At 71.1% G+C, this 16,797-nt stretch carries 18 protein-coding genes and 2 pseudogenes; 12 read left to right on the plus strand and 8 right to left on the minus strand.

Features of this window, described 5'->3' with window-relative positions; all coding sequences use genetic code 11:
* Positions 1 to 192 precede the first annotated feature (192 nt).
* The 4 genes from BIV25_RS09650 to BIV25_RS52515 all read left to right on the plus strand — a co-directional run bounded on the left by BIV25_RS09650 (position 193) and on the right by BIV25_RS52515 (position 2,287).
* Complete coding sequence (locus BIV25_RS09650) at positions 193 to 867, plus strand: CBS domain-containing protein (RefSeq protein ID WP_071371788.1); 675 nt, start codon at positions 193 to 195, stop codon at positions 865 to 867.
* Between the two features lie 79 nt (positions 868 to 946).
* Positions 947 to 1,645 carry a response regulator transcription factor gene (locus tag BIV25_RS09655; RefSeq protein ID WP_071371789.1) on the plus strand — a complete coding sequence of 233 codons (699 nt, stop codon included), beginning with the start codon at positions 947 to 949 and terminating at the stop codon, positions 1,643 to 1,645.
* Between the two features lie 127 nt (positions 1,646 to 1,772).
* Complete coding sequence (locus BIV25_RS50885; RefSeq protein ID WP_177235214.1) at positions 1,773 to 1,937, plus strand: hypothetical protein; 165 nt, start codon at positions 1,773 to 1,775, stop codon at positions 1,935 to 1,937.
* Entirely contained in the window at positions 1,934 to 2,287 is a 354-nt protein-coding gene (locus BIV25_RS52515) for a hypothetical protein (RefSeq protein ID WP_071371790.1), read from the plus strand. The genes BIV25_RS50885 and BIV25_RS52515 overlap by 4 nt, the downstream gene beginning before the upstream one ends.
* Before the next feature lie 90 nt (positions 2,288 to 2,377).
* Here the strand turns inward: BIV25_RS52515 and BIV25_RS09665 are convergent, their stop codons facing one another.
* The 3 genes from BIV25_RS09665 to BIV25_RS09675 all read right to left on the minus strand — a co-directional run bounded on the left by BIV25_RS09665 (position 2,378) and on the right by BIV25_RS09675 (position 4,896).
* Complete coding sequence (locus BIV25_RS09665; protein WP_071371791.1) at positions 2,378 to 2,821, minus strand: universal stress protein; 444 nt, start codon at positions 2,819 to 2,821, stop codon at positions 2,378 to 2,380.
* A 151-nt stretch (positions 2,822 to 2,972) separates the two neighbouring features.
* On the minus strand, positions 2,973 to 3,839 hold the full coding sequence (locus BIV25_RS09670) for a universal stress protein (protein ID WP_079176531.1): 867 nt from the start codon (positions 3,837 to 3,839) through the stop codon (positions 2,973 to 2,975).
* A gap of 28 nt (positions 3,840 to 3,867) precedes the next feature.
* Entirely contained in the window at positions 3,868 to 4,896 is a 1,029-nt protein-coding gene (locus BIV25_RS09675) for an alcohol dehydrogenase catalytic domain-containing protein (protein ID WP_071371793.1), read from the minus strand.
* Between the two features lie 196 nt (positions 4,897 to 5,092).
* Here BIV25_RS09675 and BIV25_RS09680 point away from each other — a divergent pair.
* Positions 5,093 to 5,569 (plus strand): annotated as a pseudogene (locus BIV25_RS09680) (DUF1918 domain-containing protein); the annotation flags it as partial.
* 87 nt (positions 5,570 to 5,656) lie between these two features.
* The gene (locus BIV25_RS09685) at positions 5,657 to 5,932 is read left to right on the plus strand and encodes a hypothetical protein (protein WP_079176553.1); all 276 of its coding nucleotides are present in this window, start codon (positions 5,657 to 5,659) and stop codon (positions 5,930 to 5,932) included.
* Here BIV25_RS09685 and BIV25_RS09690 read toward each other — a convergent pair.
* The 3 genes from BIV25_RS09690 to BIV25_RS09695 all read right to left on the minus strand — a co-directional run bounded on the left by BIV25_RS09690 (position 5,929) and on the right by BIV25_RS09695 (position 10,202).
* Positions 5,929 to 8,991, minus strand: coding sequence for a Tn3 family transposase (locus BIV25_RS09690; RefSeq protein WP_071371795.1), 3,063 nt, complete (start codon positions 8,989 to 8,991; stop codon positions 5,929 to 5,931). The two genes, BIV25_RS09685 and BIV25_RS09690, sit on opposite strands and share 4 nt — an antisense overlap.
* A gap of 109 nt (positions 8,992 to 9,100) precedes the next feature.
* The gene (locus BIV25_RS50890; RefSeq protein WP_177235215.1) at positions 9,101 to 9,241 is read right to left on the minus strand and encodes a hypothetical protein; all 141 of its coding nucleotides are present in this window, start codon (positions 9,239 to 9,241) and stop codon (positions 9,101 to 9,103) included.
* A 28-nt stretch (positions 9,242 to 9,269) separates the two neighbouring features.
* A complete protein-coding gene (locus tag BIV25_RS09695; RefSeq protein ID WP_071371796.1) occupies positions 9,270 to 10,202 on the minus strand; it encodes a LysR family transcriptional regulator in 933 nt (310 codons plus the stop codon).
* Between the two features lie 70 nt (positions 10,203 to 10,272).
* On the opposite strand from BIV25_RS09695, the gene BIV25_RS09700 reads away from it, so the two are divergent.
* Positions 10,273 to 11,160, plus strand: a complete 888-nt coding sequence (locus tag BIV25_RS09700) for an SDR family NAD(P)-dependent oxidoreductase (protein WP_071371797.1) — start codon at positions 10,273 to 10,275, stop codon at positions 11,158 to 11,160.
* 46 nt (positions 11,161 to 11,206) lie between these two features.
* Complete coding sequence (locus BIV25_RS09705) at positions 11,207 to 12,136, plus strand: SDR family NAD(P)-dependent oxidoreductase (protein WP_071371798.1); 930 nt, start codon at positions 11,207 to 11,209, stop codon at positions 12,134 to 12,136.
* 371 nt (positions 12,137 to 12,507) lie between these two features.
* Here the strand turns inward: BIV25_RS09705 and BIV25_RS09710 are convergent, their stop codons facing one another.
* Both BIV25_RS09710 and BIV25_RS09715 read right to left on the minus strand, forming a co-directional pair.
* The gene (locus BIV25_RS09710; protein WP_071371937.1) at positions 12,508 to 12,960 is read right to left on the minus strand and encodes a nuclear transport factor 2 family protein; all 453 of its coding nucleotides are present in this window, start codon (positions 12,958 to 12,960) and stop codon (positions 12,508 to 12,510) included.
* Positions 12,957 to 13,793 (minus strand): NmrA family NAD(P)-binding protein, encoded by an 837-nt coding sequence (locus tag BIV25_RS09715; protein WP_256255698.1) that lies wholly within the window; start codon positions 13,791 to 13,793, stop codon positions 12,957 to 12,959. Before BIV25_RS09715 ends, BIV25_RS09710 begins: the two co-directional genes overlap by 4 nt.
* A 122-nt stretch (positions 13,794 to 13,915) precedes the next feature.
* On the opposite strand from BIV25_RS09715, the gene BIV25_RS09720 reads away from it, so the two are divergent.
* The 4 genes and pseudogenes from BIV25_RS09720 to BIV25_RS09730 form a co-directional block, all read left to right on the plus strand.
* Positions 13,916 to 14,854: an AraC family transcriptional regulator gene (locus tag BIV25_RS09720; RefSeq protein ID WP_071371800.1), complete on the plus strand. Its 939-nt coding sequence runs from the start codon at positions 13,916 to 13,918 to the stop codon at positions 14,852 to 14,854.
* A gap of 205 nt (positions 14,855 to 15,059) precedes the next feature.
* Positions 15,060 to 15,932: a recombinase family protein gene (locus tag BIV25_RS09725; RefSeq protein ID WP_256255699.1), complete on the plus strand. Its 873-nt coding sequence runs from the start codon at positions 15,060 to 15,062 to the stop codon at positions 15,930 to 15,932.
* A 103-nt stretch (positions 15,933 to 16,035) separates the two neighbouring features.
* Entirely contained in the window at positions 16,036 to 16,209 is a 174-nt protein-coding gene (locus tag BIV25_RS46645; RefSeq protein ID WP_256255700.1) for a hypothetical protein, read from the plus strand.
* 66 nt (positions 16,210 to 16,275) lie between these two features.
* Positions 16,276 to 16,722: pseudogene (locus BIV25_RS09730) on the plus strand (pyridoxamine 5'-phosphate oxidase family protein); the annotation flags it as partial.
* Between the last annotated feature and the right edge of the window lie 75 nt (positions 16,723 to 16,797).

The raw sequence follows: 16,797 nt of genomic DNA on the forward strand, positions 1-16,797 counted from the left end.
TCGCGGGGTCAGGGGCCGCAGGTCCCTGCACAGAGCCGAACGGCCCCCTTGCGGACCACGAGGTACGCGTGCATGACACACGGCACGGGCACCCGACGGCCCGCCCGGAGGGCCGGGTGGCCCCTGGCCGGCGTCCCGGCACCGGCACAGGCTGGTAAGGGCAGGACCGACACAGAACCCACGGAGTTCACCATGTACGGCACCTCGCGCATCGTCAGCGATGTCATGACCCAGACGGTCGCCGCCATCGGCCGCCGGGCCCCGTTCAAGGAGATCGTGCAGCTGATGCAGGACTGGAAGGTCAGCGCGCTCCCGGTGATCGAGGGCGAGGGCCGGGTGGTGGGCGTGGTCTCCGAGGCCGACCTGCTGGCCAAGGAAGAGCTGAGGGACGACCCCGATGCGGCCTACCTGCAACTGCGTCAGCCGGTCGACGTGGCGAAGGCCGAGGGCCTGACGGCGGGCGACGTGATGTCCTCCCCCGCTCTCACCGTGGGGGCGGCCGCCACCGTCGCCGAGGCCGCGCGGATCATGGCGCGCGGTGGCGTCAAACGCCTGCCCGTCGTCGACGAGGCCGGGCTGCTCCAGGGGATCGTCAGCCGCGCCGACCTGCTCACGGTCTTCCTGCGCGACGACGAGGACATCGCCGAGGAGGTCCGGCGGGAGATCGTGTCGTACCTCTTCCCGCTGTCGTCCTCGGCCGTTCAGGTGGAGGTGCGGGACGGCGTCGTGACGCTGGCGGGCCGCATCCGCGACCGGGCGCTGGTTCCGGTGGCCGCACGCCTGGTGCGGGCCGTCGAAGGGGTGGTGGACGTGCGGTTCGACCTCGTGCACGAGGACCTCGGCGTGAGGGGGGCCGGTCGGCCCTAGTGTGTACGGCGCCGACAGGTCATGATCAGCCTCACGGACAGTCCGCAGTCCGTTCGCCACCGGGGAACGAGGGGTCGCCATGACCGAGCCACGCACCTTCACCGAGCAGGACCCGATCCGGGTGTTCCTGCTGGACGACCACGAAGTGGTCCGCCGCGGACTGACCGATCTGCTCGACGCCGAACCGGACATCGAGGTGGTCGGCGACGCGGACACCGCGGAACACGCGCTCTCCCGCGGCCCCGCGCTGCGCCCGCACGTCGCCGTACTGGACGTCCGGCTGCCCGACGGCGACGGCATCACGGTCTGCCGCGAACTGCGCGACCGGGTACCCGGGTTGGCGTGTCTGATGCTGACCTCCTTCGACGACGAGGAGGCCCTGCTGGACGCGATCATGGCCGGGGCGTCCGGTTATGTCCTGAAGCAGATCAAGGGCTCGGACCTCGTCTCCGCGGTCCGCACGGTCGCCTCGGGGCAGTCGATGCTGGACCCCGCGACCACGGCCCACCTCATGCGCTCCCTCCGGGATCCGGCCGCGACTCCCGCGATGCCGCCGGAGCTCGCGAGCCTGTCGCCCCGGGAACGGGAGATCCTCGCCCTGATCGGCGACGGCCTGACCAACCGTGAGATCGGCAGGAAGCTGTACCTGTCGGAGAAGACCATCAAGAACCACATCTCGCGGATGCTGTCCAAGCTCGGCGTCCAGCGCCGGGTCCAGGCGGCCGTCCTCGCGTCCCACCTGGAACCGCAGGGCTCGACGGGGCGCTCGGACCACTGAGGCCCGGGAGACGGCCGGCGACCGCAGTCCGCCGGGCCGAGGACCGGCGGGCCCGCGGTGGGGACCAACCTTCGATGGAATCGGCGGCGCCGCCCGTCCCCGGCACCGCAGGGAGGCGACGAGCGCGATGACGGCTCCCGCACGGATCACGGCTCCGGCACGACGGCATGACGAGGAACACGCCGCGCAGGCCGTGCAGGCCATGGACAGGCGGGCCGGGACGGTCGTACGCGAACGGGTGCACGGCGGCGGCCAGTTGGCGGCTGGAGGCCGCCGTGTCCCGGCCCGGTGACCGCAGGCCGGTCGTGGTGGGCGGTCCACGTCGAGGGGGTGCCGGCCCGAGGCCTGCGGGGGCGCGAGGTCCCGCCCTCCTGGGAGGAGTGGAACGAGGCCCTGCACGGTACGGGCAAGCACGTGCTGGAGCAGGCCGGGGACTTCGTCGCGGCCCGGCATCCGCGGCTGGAGCTGGACCTCCTGCCGGCGGAGGGCGACCCCGCGTGGGTGCTGCGCGAGCAGAGCAGAGAGGCCACCGCGGTCGTCCTGGACATGACGCACGTCCAGATGGTGATCCGGCTCGGCCACGGTCCCGAAGGCGCCGCGAGCCCACGGCGAGCGGTGTCGGATCTGCTCGACGTGCTCTGACGCCCGCCCGCGGTCGGACTCACCGGCACAGGAGCCGCGTGGAAGTCGACGCCTGGAAGTCCCCGAAAGGGATCACGCTCGACGCCACGGTCATGACGACGTGGAGCGCACGATCACGACGGGGCAGTTCGCGTGCTGCGACACGTGCTGGCTGACCGAACCGAGGAGGGCCCGGACGAATCCGCCCCTTCCCCGGCTGCCGACGACGAGCACCTCGGCTCCCTCGGCGGCGCGCAGCAGGACCTCGGCGGCGTTGCCGTGCACCACATGGGTCCGGACCGAGCCGACCGCGTCCGCGCCGAGTACGTCGGTCAGTTCCTCGCGCAGCGTCTCCCGGGTCTCCTCCTCGTCGACCTCCATGTCCACGGCGGGCGCCGACCAGCCGTGCAGGCCCGGCAGCTCCCACGCCGCGACGGCGTCCACGGTGCCGTCCAGCAGGCCGGCGTAGCGCACGGCCCAGCGCAGGGCCTCGTACGAGGACGGCGACCCGTCGACGCCGACCACCACCCGACGCTCGGAGACATCCTTGTCCATGCGTGCCACCTCTCTTCTTCCGGCGTGTGCGGCTCTTCCGCCGTGTGCGCCGCCCGGCCGGTCCGGCCCCGTACTCCACGCTGCGGGACGCATCGCCGCGCCGCCAGAGAAGTGCATCCGGCGGCATGACGGGCGGCTCCGGTCGATGCGGTCAGTGGCGCTGCGGCACGACCGCGACCGGGCACGAGGCGTGGTGCAGCAGGGTGTGGCTCACCCGGCCCAGCTGAAGCCCGAAGAGACCTGCTCGGTGTCCCGCCCCGACGACGACGAGATCCGCGGCCGCCGACCGGTCCACGAGGATCCTGCCCGCCGTGCCTTCAGGGGTGGCCCGGCAGGTACGGACGTGCGGATGCGCGGTGACCGCGTCGCCGAGCAGGTCGTCGAGCAGCGCGGAGGCACGCTCCGCAGGGGCGTCGGCGGCCGCTGCCCGGGCGCCGATCCGGTCGTGGGCCGGCCTGCGCCAGACGCGCACCACGTCCAGGACGCAGCCGCGCACCTCGGCCTCGCGGAAGGCGAACCGCACGGCCTCCGCCCCCGTCTCCGCATCCCCGAGGCCGAGCAGGATCCGCTCGTGCGTACCCGCCAGGCCCGCCGGGTCGCCCCGCACCACGACCACCGGGCAGGGCGCGCGGGCCGCCACGGCCAGACCGACCGACCCGAGCAGCATGCCCTGGAGCCGACCGCGCCCACGCGACCCCGTCACCAGCGCGAAGGCGTGGTCGCCTGCGCGCACGAGAGCGTCCGCCGCGTCCTCCGGAAGGATGCCGGTCGTGACCTTCACCTCGGTGTCGCGCCGTGCGGCACGCTCGGCCGCGGCGGCCACGACGTGCTCCGCCAACACCTGCTCGGAGGAGGGCTCGTGGCCCACCGACGGCAGGCCGCCCTCGTAGCGCTCCCAGAGGGAGCCGTACACCAGCCTGAGCGGAAGACCGTGGCGTGCGGCTTCGGCCACGGCCCAGTCGACCGCCCGCAGACACGAGTCCGATCCGTCGACGCCCACGACCAGAGGCAGCGTCATGTTCCCCACCGCCTTTCCCGGGGCCGGTTCACTCGCGGTGCAGTACGACCTTGAGGGCTCCGGTCGTGGCGCCGTGCGCGAACAGCTCGTAGGCCTCTTCCATGCGGCCGAGGCCGAAGGTGTGGGTGACCAGGCCGGAGACGGGCAGGCGTCCGCAGCGCAGCAGCTCCAGCAGCCATGGGGTGGCGGACGTGTCCACCTGGCCGGTGCTGATCGTCACGTTCTTGCGCCACAGGGACTCCAGATGCAGCGTCGCCGGCTTGCCGTGCGAGCCGATGTTGGCGATGTGTCCTCCCGAGCGGACGGCGCGCGTGCACAGCACGAAGCCGTCCGGATCGCCCGAGGCCTCGATGACCACGTCGGCGCCGGGCCCCTCGGACAGCTCCGCGATCATCGCGCCCGGCGACTCGGCGGCGTCCGCGCCGACTCTGAGCGCGGTCTCCAGCCGGGCGCCGGCCAGGTCCACGACGACGATCCGGCGGGGCGAGTAGAGCCGAGCCACGATCACCGCGGCGAGGCCGACGGGCCCCGCGCCCACGACGACGAGGGTGTCTCCCGGAGACACATGTCCGTTACGCACCCCGACCTCGTAGGCGGTGGGGAGGAGTTCGGCGAGCAGGACCGCGTCGTCGAGCGGCAGATCGGACGGGCACCGGGTGACGGAGTGATCGGCGAACGGCACCCGCACCAGCTCGGCCTGGGTCCCGCCGATCAGGTTCCCCAGGATCCAGCCACCGCCCCCACGGCACTGGCCGTACCTGGCCTCACGGCACTCCCCGCAGTCACCGCAGGCCGACACCGACGACACGATGACCTGGTCCCCGGGAAGCAGCCGGTGGACGTCGGCTCCGACGTCCACGACCTCGCCGACGGCCTCGTGGCCGAGGACCGTCCCTGGTTTCACCTCGGGAAAGTCCCCCCGCCGGATGTGCAGATCACTGCCGCACACAGTGGTGGCGTCGATGCGTACGATCGCGTCGGTCGGCTCCTCGACCACAGGATCCGGAACGCTGTCCCAGGACGTCTGTGCCGGGCCGTGATAGACGAGCGCTCGCACGGTTCTCACTTCCTCGTTCCCCCTCCTCCACGGTCGCCCCCGCCGTACTCCCGGGCAACACGGCCGCCCGGGCACTGCCGAGCGAGCCGAGGAGGGCCGGCACGCCGACCGGGGCTCCCGCCCCGGGCGACCGTGCGACCACGCGCGCCGCGTGGCAGGTTGGATACAGCACCCCTGTGAGGAGAGGGCGGCGATCATGCGAGCTCACCTCGGCGACCTGCTCGTCATCGACAGCCCGACGACCGGCGCCACCAGGCGCGACGGCAGGATCGTCGGACTCCACCACGACGACGGAACGCCTCCGTACGACGTGCGGTGGTCGGACACGGACGAGGTCACCCTCGTGTTCCCGGGGCCGGACGCGCACATCCGTCACTTCGAGCAGGGCGGGCCGGCAGCCCCGCAGGAGACGCCGCCGGGCACGGACGAGGCGAAGGCCGTGTCCCTGACCGTCCCTCCGGTCGGCACGGCGAATCCCGGCGACATCGGCCGGCGCGTGGGGGTCGAACGCCGCAGGAGGGGGCTCAGCCGGGAGGAGACGGCCGGCCGCGCCCGGATGTCCCCCGACTACCTGGCCTATCTGGAGGAGCGGCCCGCGGATCCGACCGTGGCCACGATCATCAGGCTGGCCGACGCCCTGGGCACCACGGTCGCCGCACTGCGCGGCGGAGGCACGGGGGTCCGGTAGGAACGGACCAGAGAACCGGCGTTGCTGTCAGAAGTTTTGACAGCGAGTGATGAGGGCCGCCAGGGTGTGCGGGTGAGCGATGACCCGAGGATCGGTTTCCTGAAGGCGGACGTGGCCCGGTTCTGCGACGGCCTTGCGGAGTTGGCCCCCGCGATCCGGATCCGGCTGGTGGTTCAGCTGCGGGAGGCGCTGGGCGAGGTGACGGACGCGGCGTTGGATGAGGGGATGGCTGCGGCGAAGGCGGAGGGCTGGGGGCTGCGGCAGATCGGCAGCCAGACGGGGCTGTCGCACGAGAAGGTCCGCTACCGGCTCGCCCAGGCCGCGGGCGAGCCGGACGGAGTGGCTTAGACCGAGGTGCTGGCGTCGGCGGGCTTGCGGGTGGCGCGGAGCTGACCGCCCTGGACTTCAGCGGGCAGCGCGAAGCTGTAGCGGCCGTGGAAGTTGATGTGGGCGAACATCAGCGGCGAGAGGCGGGCGACGTCCTCGTCGCGGACGTGGATTCCTTCGGCGCGCATCTCGGCGATGATCTGCTGCAAGTAGACCGTGTTCCACAGGATCACGATGTTGAGCATCAGCCCCAGTGCCCCCAGCTGATCTTCTTGGCCCTCCCTGTATGCCTGCCTGAGCTCGCCCTTTTGGCCGTGGAAGATGCGGCGGGCGAGCTGGTGGCGGGATTCCTGTCGGTTGAGCTGGGTGTTGACCCGGCGCCGCAGCAGTTCGTCGGTAAAGTACGACGAAAGGTAGGCGCTGCGGTCCAGGCGCCCGAGTTCCATGACGGCTTTGCCGGTGGGGGTGGGCTTGCCGCCGGGCGCGAGGACGCGCAGGGCTTCGGAGGCTTTGATGGTGCCGGAGTGCAGGGAGCCGGCGAGGCGGAGCATGTCGTCCCAGCAGGTGGTGATCTGCTTGAGGTTGATCTTGTCGCGGGTCAGGTCGTTGAGGCGGCCGTAGTCGGCATCGGGGTCCGCGCGGTACAGGATGGCGCTGCCCGCGTCGGCCAGGCGTGGGGAGAACTGGTAGCCCATGAGCCTGAACAGGCCGAACACGATCTCCGAGGAGCCGTGCGTGTCCGAAGTGATCTCGACGGGTCGCAGCGGTGTCTCCTGTTCGAGGAGTCCGTCCAGGATGTAGAAGGAATCGCGCTGGGTGCCCGGGATCAGGATGCCGTGGAGGCCGCTGAACTGGTCCGAGAGGAAGTTGTAGAACGTCACCCCGCGCCGCCGGGTGCCGAAGTACTTGGGGTTCGGCCCGGAGTTGAGGGTGCGGATCGGTGTGACGAAGCGCAGGCCGTCGGCGGAGGCGAGTTCACCGCCGCCCCATGCCTGCACCAGGGGCAGTCGCATGTGGTAGTCCACGAGCCTGGCGTTGGCGAGGGTCAGGGTCTGGGCGCGCAGGTAGTTCTGCTCGACCCAGAACAGCCGGTCGCGGGAGAGCGCGTCGACGCCGTCGTGGACGATCGGTTCCACGCCGACGTTGGTGGCCTCCGCGGTGAGCACGGCGGCCACGGACAGCGGCAGGTCGTCCATGCGGGAGCTGGCCTCGGAGACGTGGGTGAAGTCGGTCAGGAACGGGGTCCAGGAGTTGACCTCCAGCACCATCTCGGGCAGGTCGACGGCGGGCATCCGCTTCTCGACCTCCTTGTGGAGCTCGGCCAGGGAGGCGGGCTCGTCCTGGCGGTCGAGGCTGGTGAGGATGATGCGGTCGCGGCCGCCCTGCTGCTCGATCCGTACGGCCGGGTTGGCGGCCAGGCCGTCGGCGAAGTCGCGGTGCGCCGCGTCGAGCCGGTCGGTCCAGCCACCCAGGATCTTGTCGGGTTTCGGGTCGAGGTCGAGTTCTTCGCAGACCCGGGAGCGGGCTGCCTCCCATGCGTCGTCGTCCAGGAGCCGGGCGTTGGGGTCGCCCCACTTGCGCAGGCCGGGCACGTAGACCTCGTGCCGGTGCAGCGCGGTGCGCAGGGCCTCGGTGCTGGCCACGATGAAGGCCCGCTTCTCGACACTGCCCACCGGCATCGGCGGGGGTGGGAAGACCAGGCGGCGCCAGGCGGAGGTGAGAACCTTTGCCGGGACCTCCCAGGCTTGGATCGGACGGCGTCGCCCCTTGAGGGACTTCACGAAGCGCAGCGCGGCCAGCACCGGTTCGCCGGCCGCGCTCGCCTCGAAGCTGAGCATGTCCAACGTCGGCTTGTCGGCCTTGCTGGCCTCGATAGCGAATGTGTTGAGCAGGCCGGGCAGGAACCGGGCGATGGTGTTGTAGCGGGCGGCCAGCATCTGCTCGGAGCCGTCGTCGGGCTGCTGGGCGAGTTCCTTGACAACCTCGGCGGCGGCGTGGAACGGGGCGACGTCGATCGCGTCGAGGGCTGCGCGGATGTCGCCGTCCGGGTCGGCGGCGGTACCGGACACGGTGAGCCAGGCCGTGCGCAGCAGGATGGCGGCGGCGTCGAGGTCTTTGAGGGTCCGTAGCCGCTTCTTGGTCATCTTGGCGGCGGAGCTGCGGATGACGTCGCCCATCACCAGGTCGAAGACCTCGATCGCCTCGTCGGCGGCGACCTGCGGCATCACCGAGGCGAACGCGACCAGGGTGGCCAGGCGCCGGTTGCCGGCGAGGTCGGCGACGGCCTGGGCGCGGGCGGCCTTCGCGAAGCGGACCAGTGCCTGGAGGCGCCCGGGTGGGATCGAGGACAGGTCCCAGCCGCTGCCGCCCAGCGCGTTCAGCGACTCATACCGTTCCAGGGCCTTGCCCACCCCGCGTGCGGAGATGTCCCGCGGGGAGCGGCGCATCCGGTCCAGCTCCGATATGCGTTTCCCGGAGGGGACGACGACCAGCTGCTGAAGTTGCGCGGCCTGCTCGGGGGTGGGCGCGTCCGCGAGGGTCGCCCACAGCCGCTTCTCCGCCCGCTCGCGGGTGCCGGAAACGAGGCGCTCCAGGACGGTCACGCCGGGCAGCACCACCTTCTTGTCCACCAGCCGCTTGGTGGCCAGGTCGAACAGCAGGGTCGGGCGCTCGGAGCCGATCCAGGCCCGCTGGTACATCCAGCGGGCCAGCGTGAACCACTGGTCGAACTCGAACTTCGTGTACCCGTACGCGGTGCGGATCTGCTCCTGGTGGTCCCAGCGGTGTTCCATCGCGCCGTACCCGGCGAGGTCGCCGGCCTCAAGGCCCAGTTGTTCGGCGACGTAGTCCACGACGACGGTGGGGACCTCCTCGGGGTTGTCGAGGAAGGTCCCCAGATAGCGGACGGTGCCGAGCTGGAGTGCCCAGCCGAGCCGGTTTCTGGCGCCCTTGGCGGCCATCGCCCGGCGCCGCGCGGTCTGGTCCATCAGGAAGGACCCGGCGAGTTGCCCCTCATCGGGTCCCTCGGTGAAGCGACCGAAGCGCTTGCGCTGGTCCTCGGTCAGAAAGTTGGTGGGCACGCCCGCTCCCTCGGTCCTCGGCAGTCGCGCGCGATGATCGCAGCCAGGACCAGCAGGTCACCGAGTATCGGCGATAACCGCACCCGCTCTTGAGGGACCTGGTAGTGGGCTACGCGGTGCCCTCGATCAGGCTCTGCCCGGCGGCGATCGGCGCGTACGCGGCCTCGTGCAGGCGCAGGAAGTCGGTGGGAACCCGGGTGCCGGTCGGCCAGACAGGGCTGTGCCCGACATGCCCCCAGCCCCTCGCCAACGATGCCGTTGGACATGCGGGCTCGTCGTCAGGAGGGGGGAGCAGTGGGGGTGGTGGCGAGTGCCTCGGCGCGCAGTACGGCTGCCACGCGGCTGACGGACTGTTCCGGCGGGTGGGGGAGGCGAGCCAGTAGCAGGCGCCGTTGTTCCTGGGGGCCGCCTCGGACGGGCAGGATGCGCACCCCGGCTGGCGCGACGGGTGTGAGAGTGGCCGGCACGGTGGTCAGTCCACAGCCGGCGGCGACGAGGTGGAGCTTGGCCAGCCAGTCGCGGGCGGTGAGGACGATCTCGGGCCGTTCGTCCAGGCCCGGCCATACGCCCATCAGCCGGTCCTCCCCGGAGGAGGAGCCGGCGATCCACCGCTGGCCACGCAGGTCGGCCACATCCACGTAGTCGCCGCGAGCCAGCGGGTGGTTGGCCGGTACCGCGAGGCACAGAGCGCGTTCGGTCAGCGTCTGCAGGGCGAGCGGGGGCGATTCGGTGTCCGGCGCGCGAAACGGCGGCGCGGAGGCGAGCAGGGCCAGGTCGATGCTGCCGGCCCGCAGGGCGCGCGCCAGCGCGGGAGTACCGCCCTCGCGGCCGACGATATGCAGGTCGGGGTCGGTGCGGCGCAGCTCGGCAAGGGCCCGGGGCACCAGAACGGCGCCCGCGCTGGGCACCCATCCCAGACGTACTGTCCCGCCCTGCCCCGGCAGGCCGGACAGCTCGCGCGCGGTGGCCTCGATCTCGTCGAGCACGGTCGTGGCGCGGCGCATGACGATGCGGCCGGCGTCGGTGAGCCGGACGCCGTCGCGCCGCCGCTCCAGCAGTTCCGCGCCCGCCGCACGCTCGATCGCTGCGATCTGCCGGGAGACCGCAGACTGGGTGTACCCGAGCGATGCGGCGGCCGCGGTGAAGGTTCCCTGTTCGGCCACGGCGCGCAGCACGCGCAGCGCGGTCAGCGACACATCAGCGAAGTCCATGACGTTTACGCATACTACAAGTGCCAAACTTTCGTTGGACTCATGGATGTGGCGTTCCTAGCGTGGAGCCATGAACGCTTGCCGCATCGCCCTTGTCACGGGCGCCAACCAAGGACTCGGCCGCGCCCTCGCCGAAGGGCTCGCCGCCCGCATGAACCGGGATGACCTGGTCCTGCTCACCGGCCGCAATCGGCAGCGGGTGATGGACGCGGCGCATCAGGTCGCGCAGGCGCCCTCGGCCCGGGCCCGCGTCGAGGGCGAGGTCCTGGACGTCACGGACACCGACGCCGTCGCCCGCCTCGCCGAGGACCTGCGAGCCCGCCACGGCGGGGTCGACATCGTCGTGTCCAACGCGGTCGCCCGCCTGCTGCCCGGTGAGTCGCAGGCCGAGCGGGCCGACGAGTTCATCGACGTCTCCAACACCGCCACCCACGCGGTGCTGCGCTCCTTCGGCCCCGTCCTGCGCCCTGGCGGCCGGCTCCTCGTGGTGGCCAGCAGCCTGGGCACCCTCGGCCACCTCCCCCCACGCCTGCACCACCTCTTCGACGGCGCGAGCCTCGACCAGGTCGAGTACGCCGTCGAGTCCTGGCGCAGCGCCATCCACCACAAGACGGCCGCGGAAGAAGGCTGGCCACTGTGGCTGAACGTGCCCTCGAAGGTGGCCCAGGTAGCCGCAGTGCGCGCGGTCGCCGCCGACCGCCGCGACCGCGACCTGGCCACCGGCACCCTGGTCGCCGCCGTATGCCCCGGCATGGTCGACACCCCCACCTCACGCCCATGGTTCGACGACTACAGCCAGGCCCAGTCACCCGCCCAGGCCGCCACAGCCGTAATCGATCTGCTCCTCGCCGAGCACGTCGACCCTGCCCTCTACGGCGAGCTGGTCCGCTTCGGTCAGGCACTGGACTGGCACTCCGGCACACCGCCGACGGAACAGGACCGCCTGCTCACCCCCTGACCACACCGCGACCACGCGTTTCAGCACTTCCCCGAGGAGTTCTCCCATGAACGCCATCACCACCCCGTTCGGATTCAGCACCACCGCGGCCGAAGCAGCGGCCGGGATCGACCTCACCGGCCGCCGCGCCGTCGTCACCGGCGCTTCCTCCGGACTGGGCGCGGAGACGGCCCGTGCCCTGGCCTCCACCGGCGCGGAGGTCACCCTCGCGGTACGGGACGCGGCGGCGGGCGAACGCGTCGCCAAGGAGATCACGGCTTCCACCGGGAACCGCGAGGTGCGCGTCGCACCCCTCGACCTGACCGATCTCGCGTCGGTCACCGCGTTCGTCGACGCCTGGCAGGGGCCGCTGCACATCCTGGTCAACAACGCCGGCGTCATGGCCTGCCCCGAGCAGTACACCGAGCAGGGCTGGGAGTGGCAGTTCGCCACCAATCACCTGGGCCACTTTGCCCTCGCCACCGGCCTGCACCACGCGCTCGCCGCCGACGGCAACGCCCGCGTGGTGGCCGTCAGCTCCACCGGGCACCAGCGGTCGCCGATCGTGTGGGACGACATCCACTTCGCCTTCCGCCCCTACGACCCCTGGCTCGCCTACGGCCAGTCCAAGACCGCGGGCGTCCTCTTCGCGGTGGAAGCGAGCCGCCGCTGGGCCGACGACAACATCACCGCCAACGCGCTCATGCCCGGCGCCATCTACACGAACCTGCAACGCCACACCGGCGGACGGGGCAGCGGCCGTGTCCCCGCCGAACTGATCAAGACCGTCGAACAGGGCGCCGCGACCTCCGTCCTCCTTGCGACCTCACCGCTCCTGGAAGGTATTGGGGGCCGCTACTTCGTCGACTGCAACGAGACCGAGGTCGTCGACCGCCGCTCCGGCACCCTGCACGGCGTCGCCCGCTACGCTGTCGACCCGGTGGGCGCGCGCCGCTTGTGGGACCTCTCGCACGACCTGCTCTCGCAAGCACGCTGACACTGCCCCATCACCCTGCCTGTCGGCAAACGAGCCCAGGGCTTCCCGGCGGTCCCGGCCCAGCGCAAGGCCCGCCGCGAGTACGAGAACCGCGTCAGCGCACTCGTGCCGCCCGGACCATGATCGTTCTCAGCGCCAACCGCTGTACCGATGTCCCAAGCCCGTGGTCCAACGTCAACCCGTACGGCACCTTCCGTCTCCACATGAGCAAGCGCCTCGACCTAGCGCCGGTGTCCGCGGTCCCCCGTCCGCGGACACCGGCAGACGCCGGGACCCGATCGAGCGCCGAAAACGATGAAGGACTTCCAGGACCTCACCGACCCGCCGATGAACGAAACCGCTTGGCGGGCGCCCGGTGGGCTCACTGGCTCTTACGGGCGCCGGTCCTGTGGCCATCCCTGTGCGTCGAAGACGGCGATGGGGTCCAGGTAGTCGCGCCAGTACGTCACCTTGTGGTCTTTGATGGTCACGATGGAGACGAAGCGGTTGTCGTAGGGCCGCCCCGTCGGGACCGAGGTGCCGTGGACTTCGTACTCCAGCACGACGACCGAGGTTTCGGGGTCGCGGTGGACGCGGAGGTTGTCGGCGCGGTGCAGGGTGACGTAATCGCCATAGTCGCGGTACAGGTCGACGATCGCCTGCCGTCCCTCGACCCGGCGGGGGTACCCCGGCACGGTGATCACGTACTCGAAGACCACGTCCTCGGCGAGGAGGTCGTAGTAGTCCTCCCCGTCGACCAGGCCGTCCAGGCCCTGCTTGATGATGCGGAAGAACGGACTGTCCGCCCCGGCCAGGGGCGTGTCGTCGCTGACCGTCTTGCTCACGCCGCCTCCGCTGTCCACACATGGGCGTAGCGCCCGGCAAACTCCCGGAAGATCGTCGCGGGACGGCCGGTGACCTTCTCGACATCGCCGGTGGGCGTGGAGCCGTTGCCGGAGATGACGGCCCCGGTGAGCCAGCGCAGCATCACCGCGTAGTCGGCGGGCAGGCCCGTCGCGAGCGCGCCGCTGATCCACGCCTCCTGGTCGATGTCGTGGTAAGCGACCGGACGGCCGCTCACGAGCGCGATGGTGTCCGCGACCTCCTGGAAGGTGAGAGCCTGCGGACCGGTCAGCGAGTAGGTGGCGCCGGCGTGGGCGGCCGGGTCCAGCAGCGTCTCAGCCGCGACCGCGGCGATGTCGGCAGCATCGACGAATGCCTCCCTGCCCCCGCTGCTCGGGGCGATGATCGCTCCGTCGATGAGCGGGAGGTGCTCGTCGGCGAAGTTCTGCATCACCCAGGCCGGGCGAAGGATCGAGTGCGTGATGCCGTCGCGAGCGACGAGATCTGCCTCGACGGCGGCGAAGTCGATCTCCGCGGGCGCCTGGTCGGCGTTGTAGACGCTCAGGAGGGTGACGTGACGCACACCGACCGCCTCGGCGCGGTCCAGGAAAGCGGCGACCTGATCGGCGTAGCGCAGGCGAATGGTGGGCGTCACCAGGTAGACGCGGTCCACACCCGCCAGGGCGTCGGCGTAGGTGGCCGGGTCGTCCCAGTCGAACCGGACATCCGCTCCGCTGCGCGCCGCGGCACGGGCAGTGATGCCGCGCTGGGCGAGCCCGCCGGCCAACAGCGAACCGGACCGACCGGTGCCGCCCAGGATGAGTGCAGTAGGCATTTCATTGCTCATGACTCCATGGTTGCCGCGTCTCTCAAGACAATCCATGCGAATAGCTCTCGACTTTATACGCGATGCTCTCACGCCTTGACCCTGATGGGCGTACTGCTCAAGCTGGTCCCATGGACCTGCTCTCCGACCATCTGGTGCGGGCCCGCGCCACCGGCGCGGTGTTCGCGCGGACCGTCGCCGAACCACCGTGGGGGCTGCGCCTGGGCGGCTCCATACAGCTGTCGGTCCACACCGTCGTCCGCGGCCGGGGCTACCTGTGGCTGGACACCCCCGGCAGCACGGTCGAGCTCATCCCGGGATCCGTCACGCTCGTGCGCGGCGGAGAGAACCACTACATCGGACACGAGCCCGGTGCGGCGTGCCTGGAGCCCGAGGAGTTCCGGGCACGCCATGCCCATATGGGGCCTGCCGACAACCCACGGGCCACTGTGTTCCTGTGCGGTGCCTACCGGTTCTCCGGCGACGTCGGCGCCGGGCTGCTGGACGCACTGCCCCAGTTCATGACCCTTTCGTCGGCCGACGACGACCCGCTGCGGGAGGTGATCACCATGTTGTCGCGCGAGCTGGTCCGCACCGAGCCCGCACAGCAACTCGTGCTCGACCGCCTGCTGGATCTGCTCCTCGTGCTGGCCATCCGCAGCGAGTTCCGCCGCAGCGCGACCGCGCCGCGCTGGTACCGGGCGGCGGCGGATCCGCGGCTGGGCGTCGGGCTGCAAGCCATGCACGAGAATGTGGCCCACCCCTGGACGGTCCCCGAGCTCGCCGAGCTCAGCGGCCTGTCCCGGGCCGCCTTCGCCCGGGTGTTCCGCGAGGCCCTCGGCCAAGCCCCCATGCAGTACCTGACCGAATTTCGCATGACCCTAGCCCGCGACAACCTGCGTGCCGGCGATCTCAGCCTGGCCCAGATCGCCGACACCGTCGGCTACAGCTCGCCCTTCGCCTTCGCCGCAGCCTTCCGCCGGCACCACGGCGAACCGCCCGGAACCTGGCGCCAGAGGGAACGAATGACCGCCAGCACGCGACTGCTGACCACGCACCCGGGCTCGTGAGGGGTGTTCGGCCCAGTTCGCCGAGCGGCAGGACACGGTCGCCCGATCGCCGCGGCATGGTGACGCGGCCATCCGACCGCGACCGTTTCATAGGTGGTCGCTCGTGAAACACCGCGCCGCCCGGTGGTCCACCTGCGGAGATCATGTTTCATGAGTTGTTGCAAACGGTTGGACGTCTGAAACACTCTCATGAAACAGTCGGGGCGTGAGCGACGACGACTTCAAGCGTGTGGAATCGCACGATTGCCCGATGTCCACCTGCGCCGCCCCCGCCGGCTCCCCGTGCCGGACCGGCAAGGGCAAGGTGGCCATCCAGTACCACACCGCCCGCTTCCGCCTCGTGCCCCAGCTGGCCAAGGTCTTGAGCGTCCCGACCCCGGCGGTGCGCAAGCCCGGCTCGGTGTGGACCGAGTTGCCCAGGCCCGTGAGCACCGGCACGGCACCGGTCGGCCACGTCCGCATCGGGTACGCCCGTGCTTCGACCGCCCGGCAGTCCCTCGACGCACAGCTCGACTCCCTTGTTGAGGCCGGGGTGACCCGGGTCTTCTCGGAGAAGATCTCCACCCGCGCCACCCGGCGCCCCGAGTTGGAGGCCTCGGTGAAGCTCGCCGCGGAGATCCGCTCCTCCGGCGTCGCTGTCACCCTCGTCGTCCACGAGCACAAGCGGCTCGGCCGCGGCATCGAACTGGCGATGCTCGCCGAGGAGCTGAAGGCCAGCGACGTCGGCCTGGAGTTCCTCACCGGGGAGCTGAAGGGCTCGCACGACCCCTCCAGCATTGTGTTTACCGTGCTGGCCGCCATGTCCGGGATGGAGCGCGAGTACATCCGCGACCGCACCCTCGAAGGCCACGAGTCCGCCCGCAAGCGCGGCAAGACCATCGGCGGCGCCGGCGTCATCGACGACTCCATGGTGTCCATGGCCGTGCACCTTCGCGCCCAGGAGATGAGCCTGCGCGACATCGCCAAGCGACTCGTCATCACCACTGGCACGAAGAAAGGACAGCACCCCTCACCCGCCACCGTCATGCGGATGCTCCGCGAGCACGACGAGCAGGCCGCCGCGGCGGCAAGCACGTGATCACCGGCTACTTTGCGGCTGACGTCCGAGCTAGGACTCCGGGGCCGACTTCCTCCGCTCCGCCGAGCTGGAGCCCGTCGAGCGCGTCACGCTCGACCAGAGTGTGACCGTACGACGCGGTCAGGGCTACACCCTGCGCATCACCGCCGTGCCCGCGGTCCACCGCCAACTCCTCGACCGCTGCCAGCCCCTCGACGGCACCGCGGCGATCCCGGCCCAGCGCAAGGCCCGCCGCGAGTACGAGAGCCGCGTCAACGCGCTCGGGCCCAACAACTGAAATCACACGCTGTCAAAATTTCTGACAGCAACACCGGTTCTCTGGTCCGTTCCTACCGGACCCCCAGGCACGGATCTCCCACCGGGGCAGGGTCACGCGCTGCTCCACCCACAGCTGCGGGATCTCAGCCCGGACGAGTGCCGCGAACTGCTCTCCACACACGGCGTGGGTCGCGTCGCGGTGTCGGCATCCGACGGCCGCCCGGCCGTCGTCCCGGTCAATTACGAGGTCGTGGACGACGCCATCGCCTTCCGGACCGCGCCCGGTTCCTCGCCGGCGGCCGCCGCGGGCAAGGAGGTCGCCTTCGAGGTCGACCACGTGGACGAGGCGCTGAGCCAGGGATGGAGCGTGCTCGCGGTCGGCGCCGCGAGTGTGGTGACGGAGCCCGAGGCCGTACGCCGGCTCACCGAGCGGGCCCACACCAGACCCTGGGCGGGCGGCGGGCGCGAGATGTGGGTGTCGATCCGGCCCACACACCTCACAGGCCGCCGGATCACTCCGGCCGACCGGTAGCCGGCCTCGGCACCGGCGAAGACTTCGGCAGGCTTCGCCGGTGCACCGGCCGTCACCGCGGCCGCATCGAGTTCC

It is taken from the genome of Streptomyces sp. MUSC 14 (assembly GCF_001866675.1).
Taxonomy (GTDB): Bacteria; Actinomycetota; Actinomycetes; order Streptomycetales; family Streptomycetaceae; genus Streptomyces.

Bases quoted from the DNA above. Each gene is read 5' to 3' on its own strand.
- BIV25_RS09650 (WP_071371788.1), top strand. From the start codon at position 193: ATGTACGGCACCTCGCGCATCGTCAGCGATGTCATGACCCAGACGGTC.
- BIV25_RS09655 (WP_071371789.1), top strand. From the start codon at position 947: ATGACCGAGCCACGCACCTTCACCGAGCAGGACCCGATCCGGGTGTTC.
- BIV25_RS50885 (WP_177235214.1), top strand. From the start codon at position 1,773: ATGACGGCTCCCGCACGGATCACGGCTCCGGCACGACGGCATGACGAG.
- BIV25_RS09665 (WP_071371791.1), bottom strand. From the start codon at position 2,821: ATGGACAAGGATGTCTCCGAGCGTCGGGTGGTGGTCGGCGTCGACGGG.
- BIV25_RS09670 (WP_079176531.1), bottom strand. From the start codon at position 3,839: ATGACGCTGCCTCTGGTCGTGGGCGTCGACGGATCGGACTCGTGTCTG.
- BIV25_RS09695 (WP_071371796.1), bottom strand. From the start codon at position 10,202: ATGGACTTCGCTGATGTGTCGCTGACCGCGCTGCGCGTGCTGCGCGCC.
- BIV25_RS09700 (WP_071371797.1), top strand. From the start codon at position 10,273: ATGAACGCTTGCCGCATCGCCCTTGTCACGGGCGCCAACCAAGGACTC.
- BIV25_RS09705 (WP_071371798.1), top strand. From the start codon at position 11,207: ATGAACGCCATCACCACCCCGTTCGGATTCAGCACCACCGCGGCCGAA.
- BIV25_RS09715 (WP_256255698.1), bottom strand. From the start codon at position 13,793: ATGCCTACTGCACTCATCCTGGGCGGCACCGGTCGGTCCGGTTCGCTG.
- BIV25_RS09720 (WP_071371800.1), top strand. From the start codon at position 13,916: ATGGACCTGCTCTCCGACCATCTGGTGCGGGCCCGCGCCACCGGCGCG.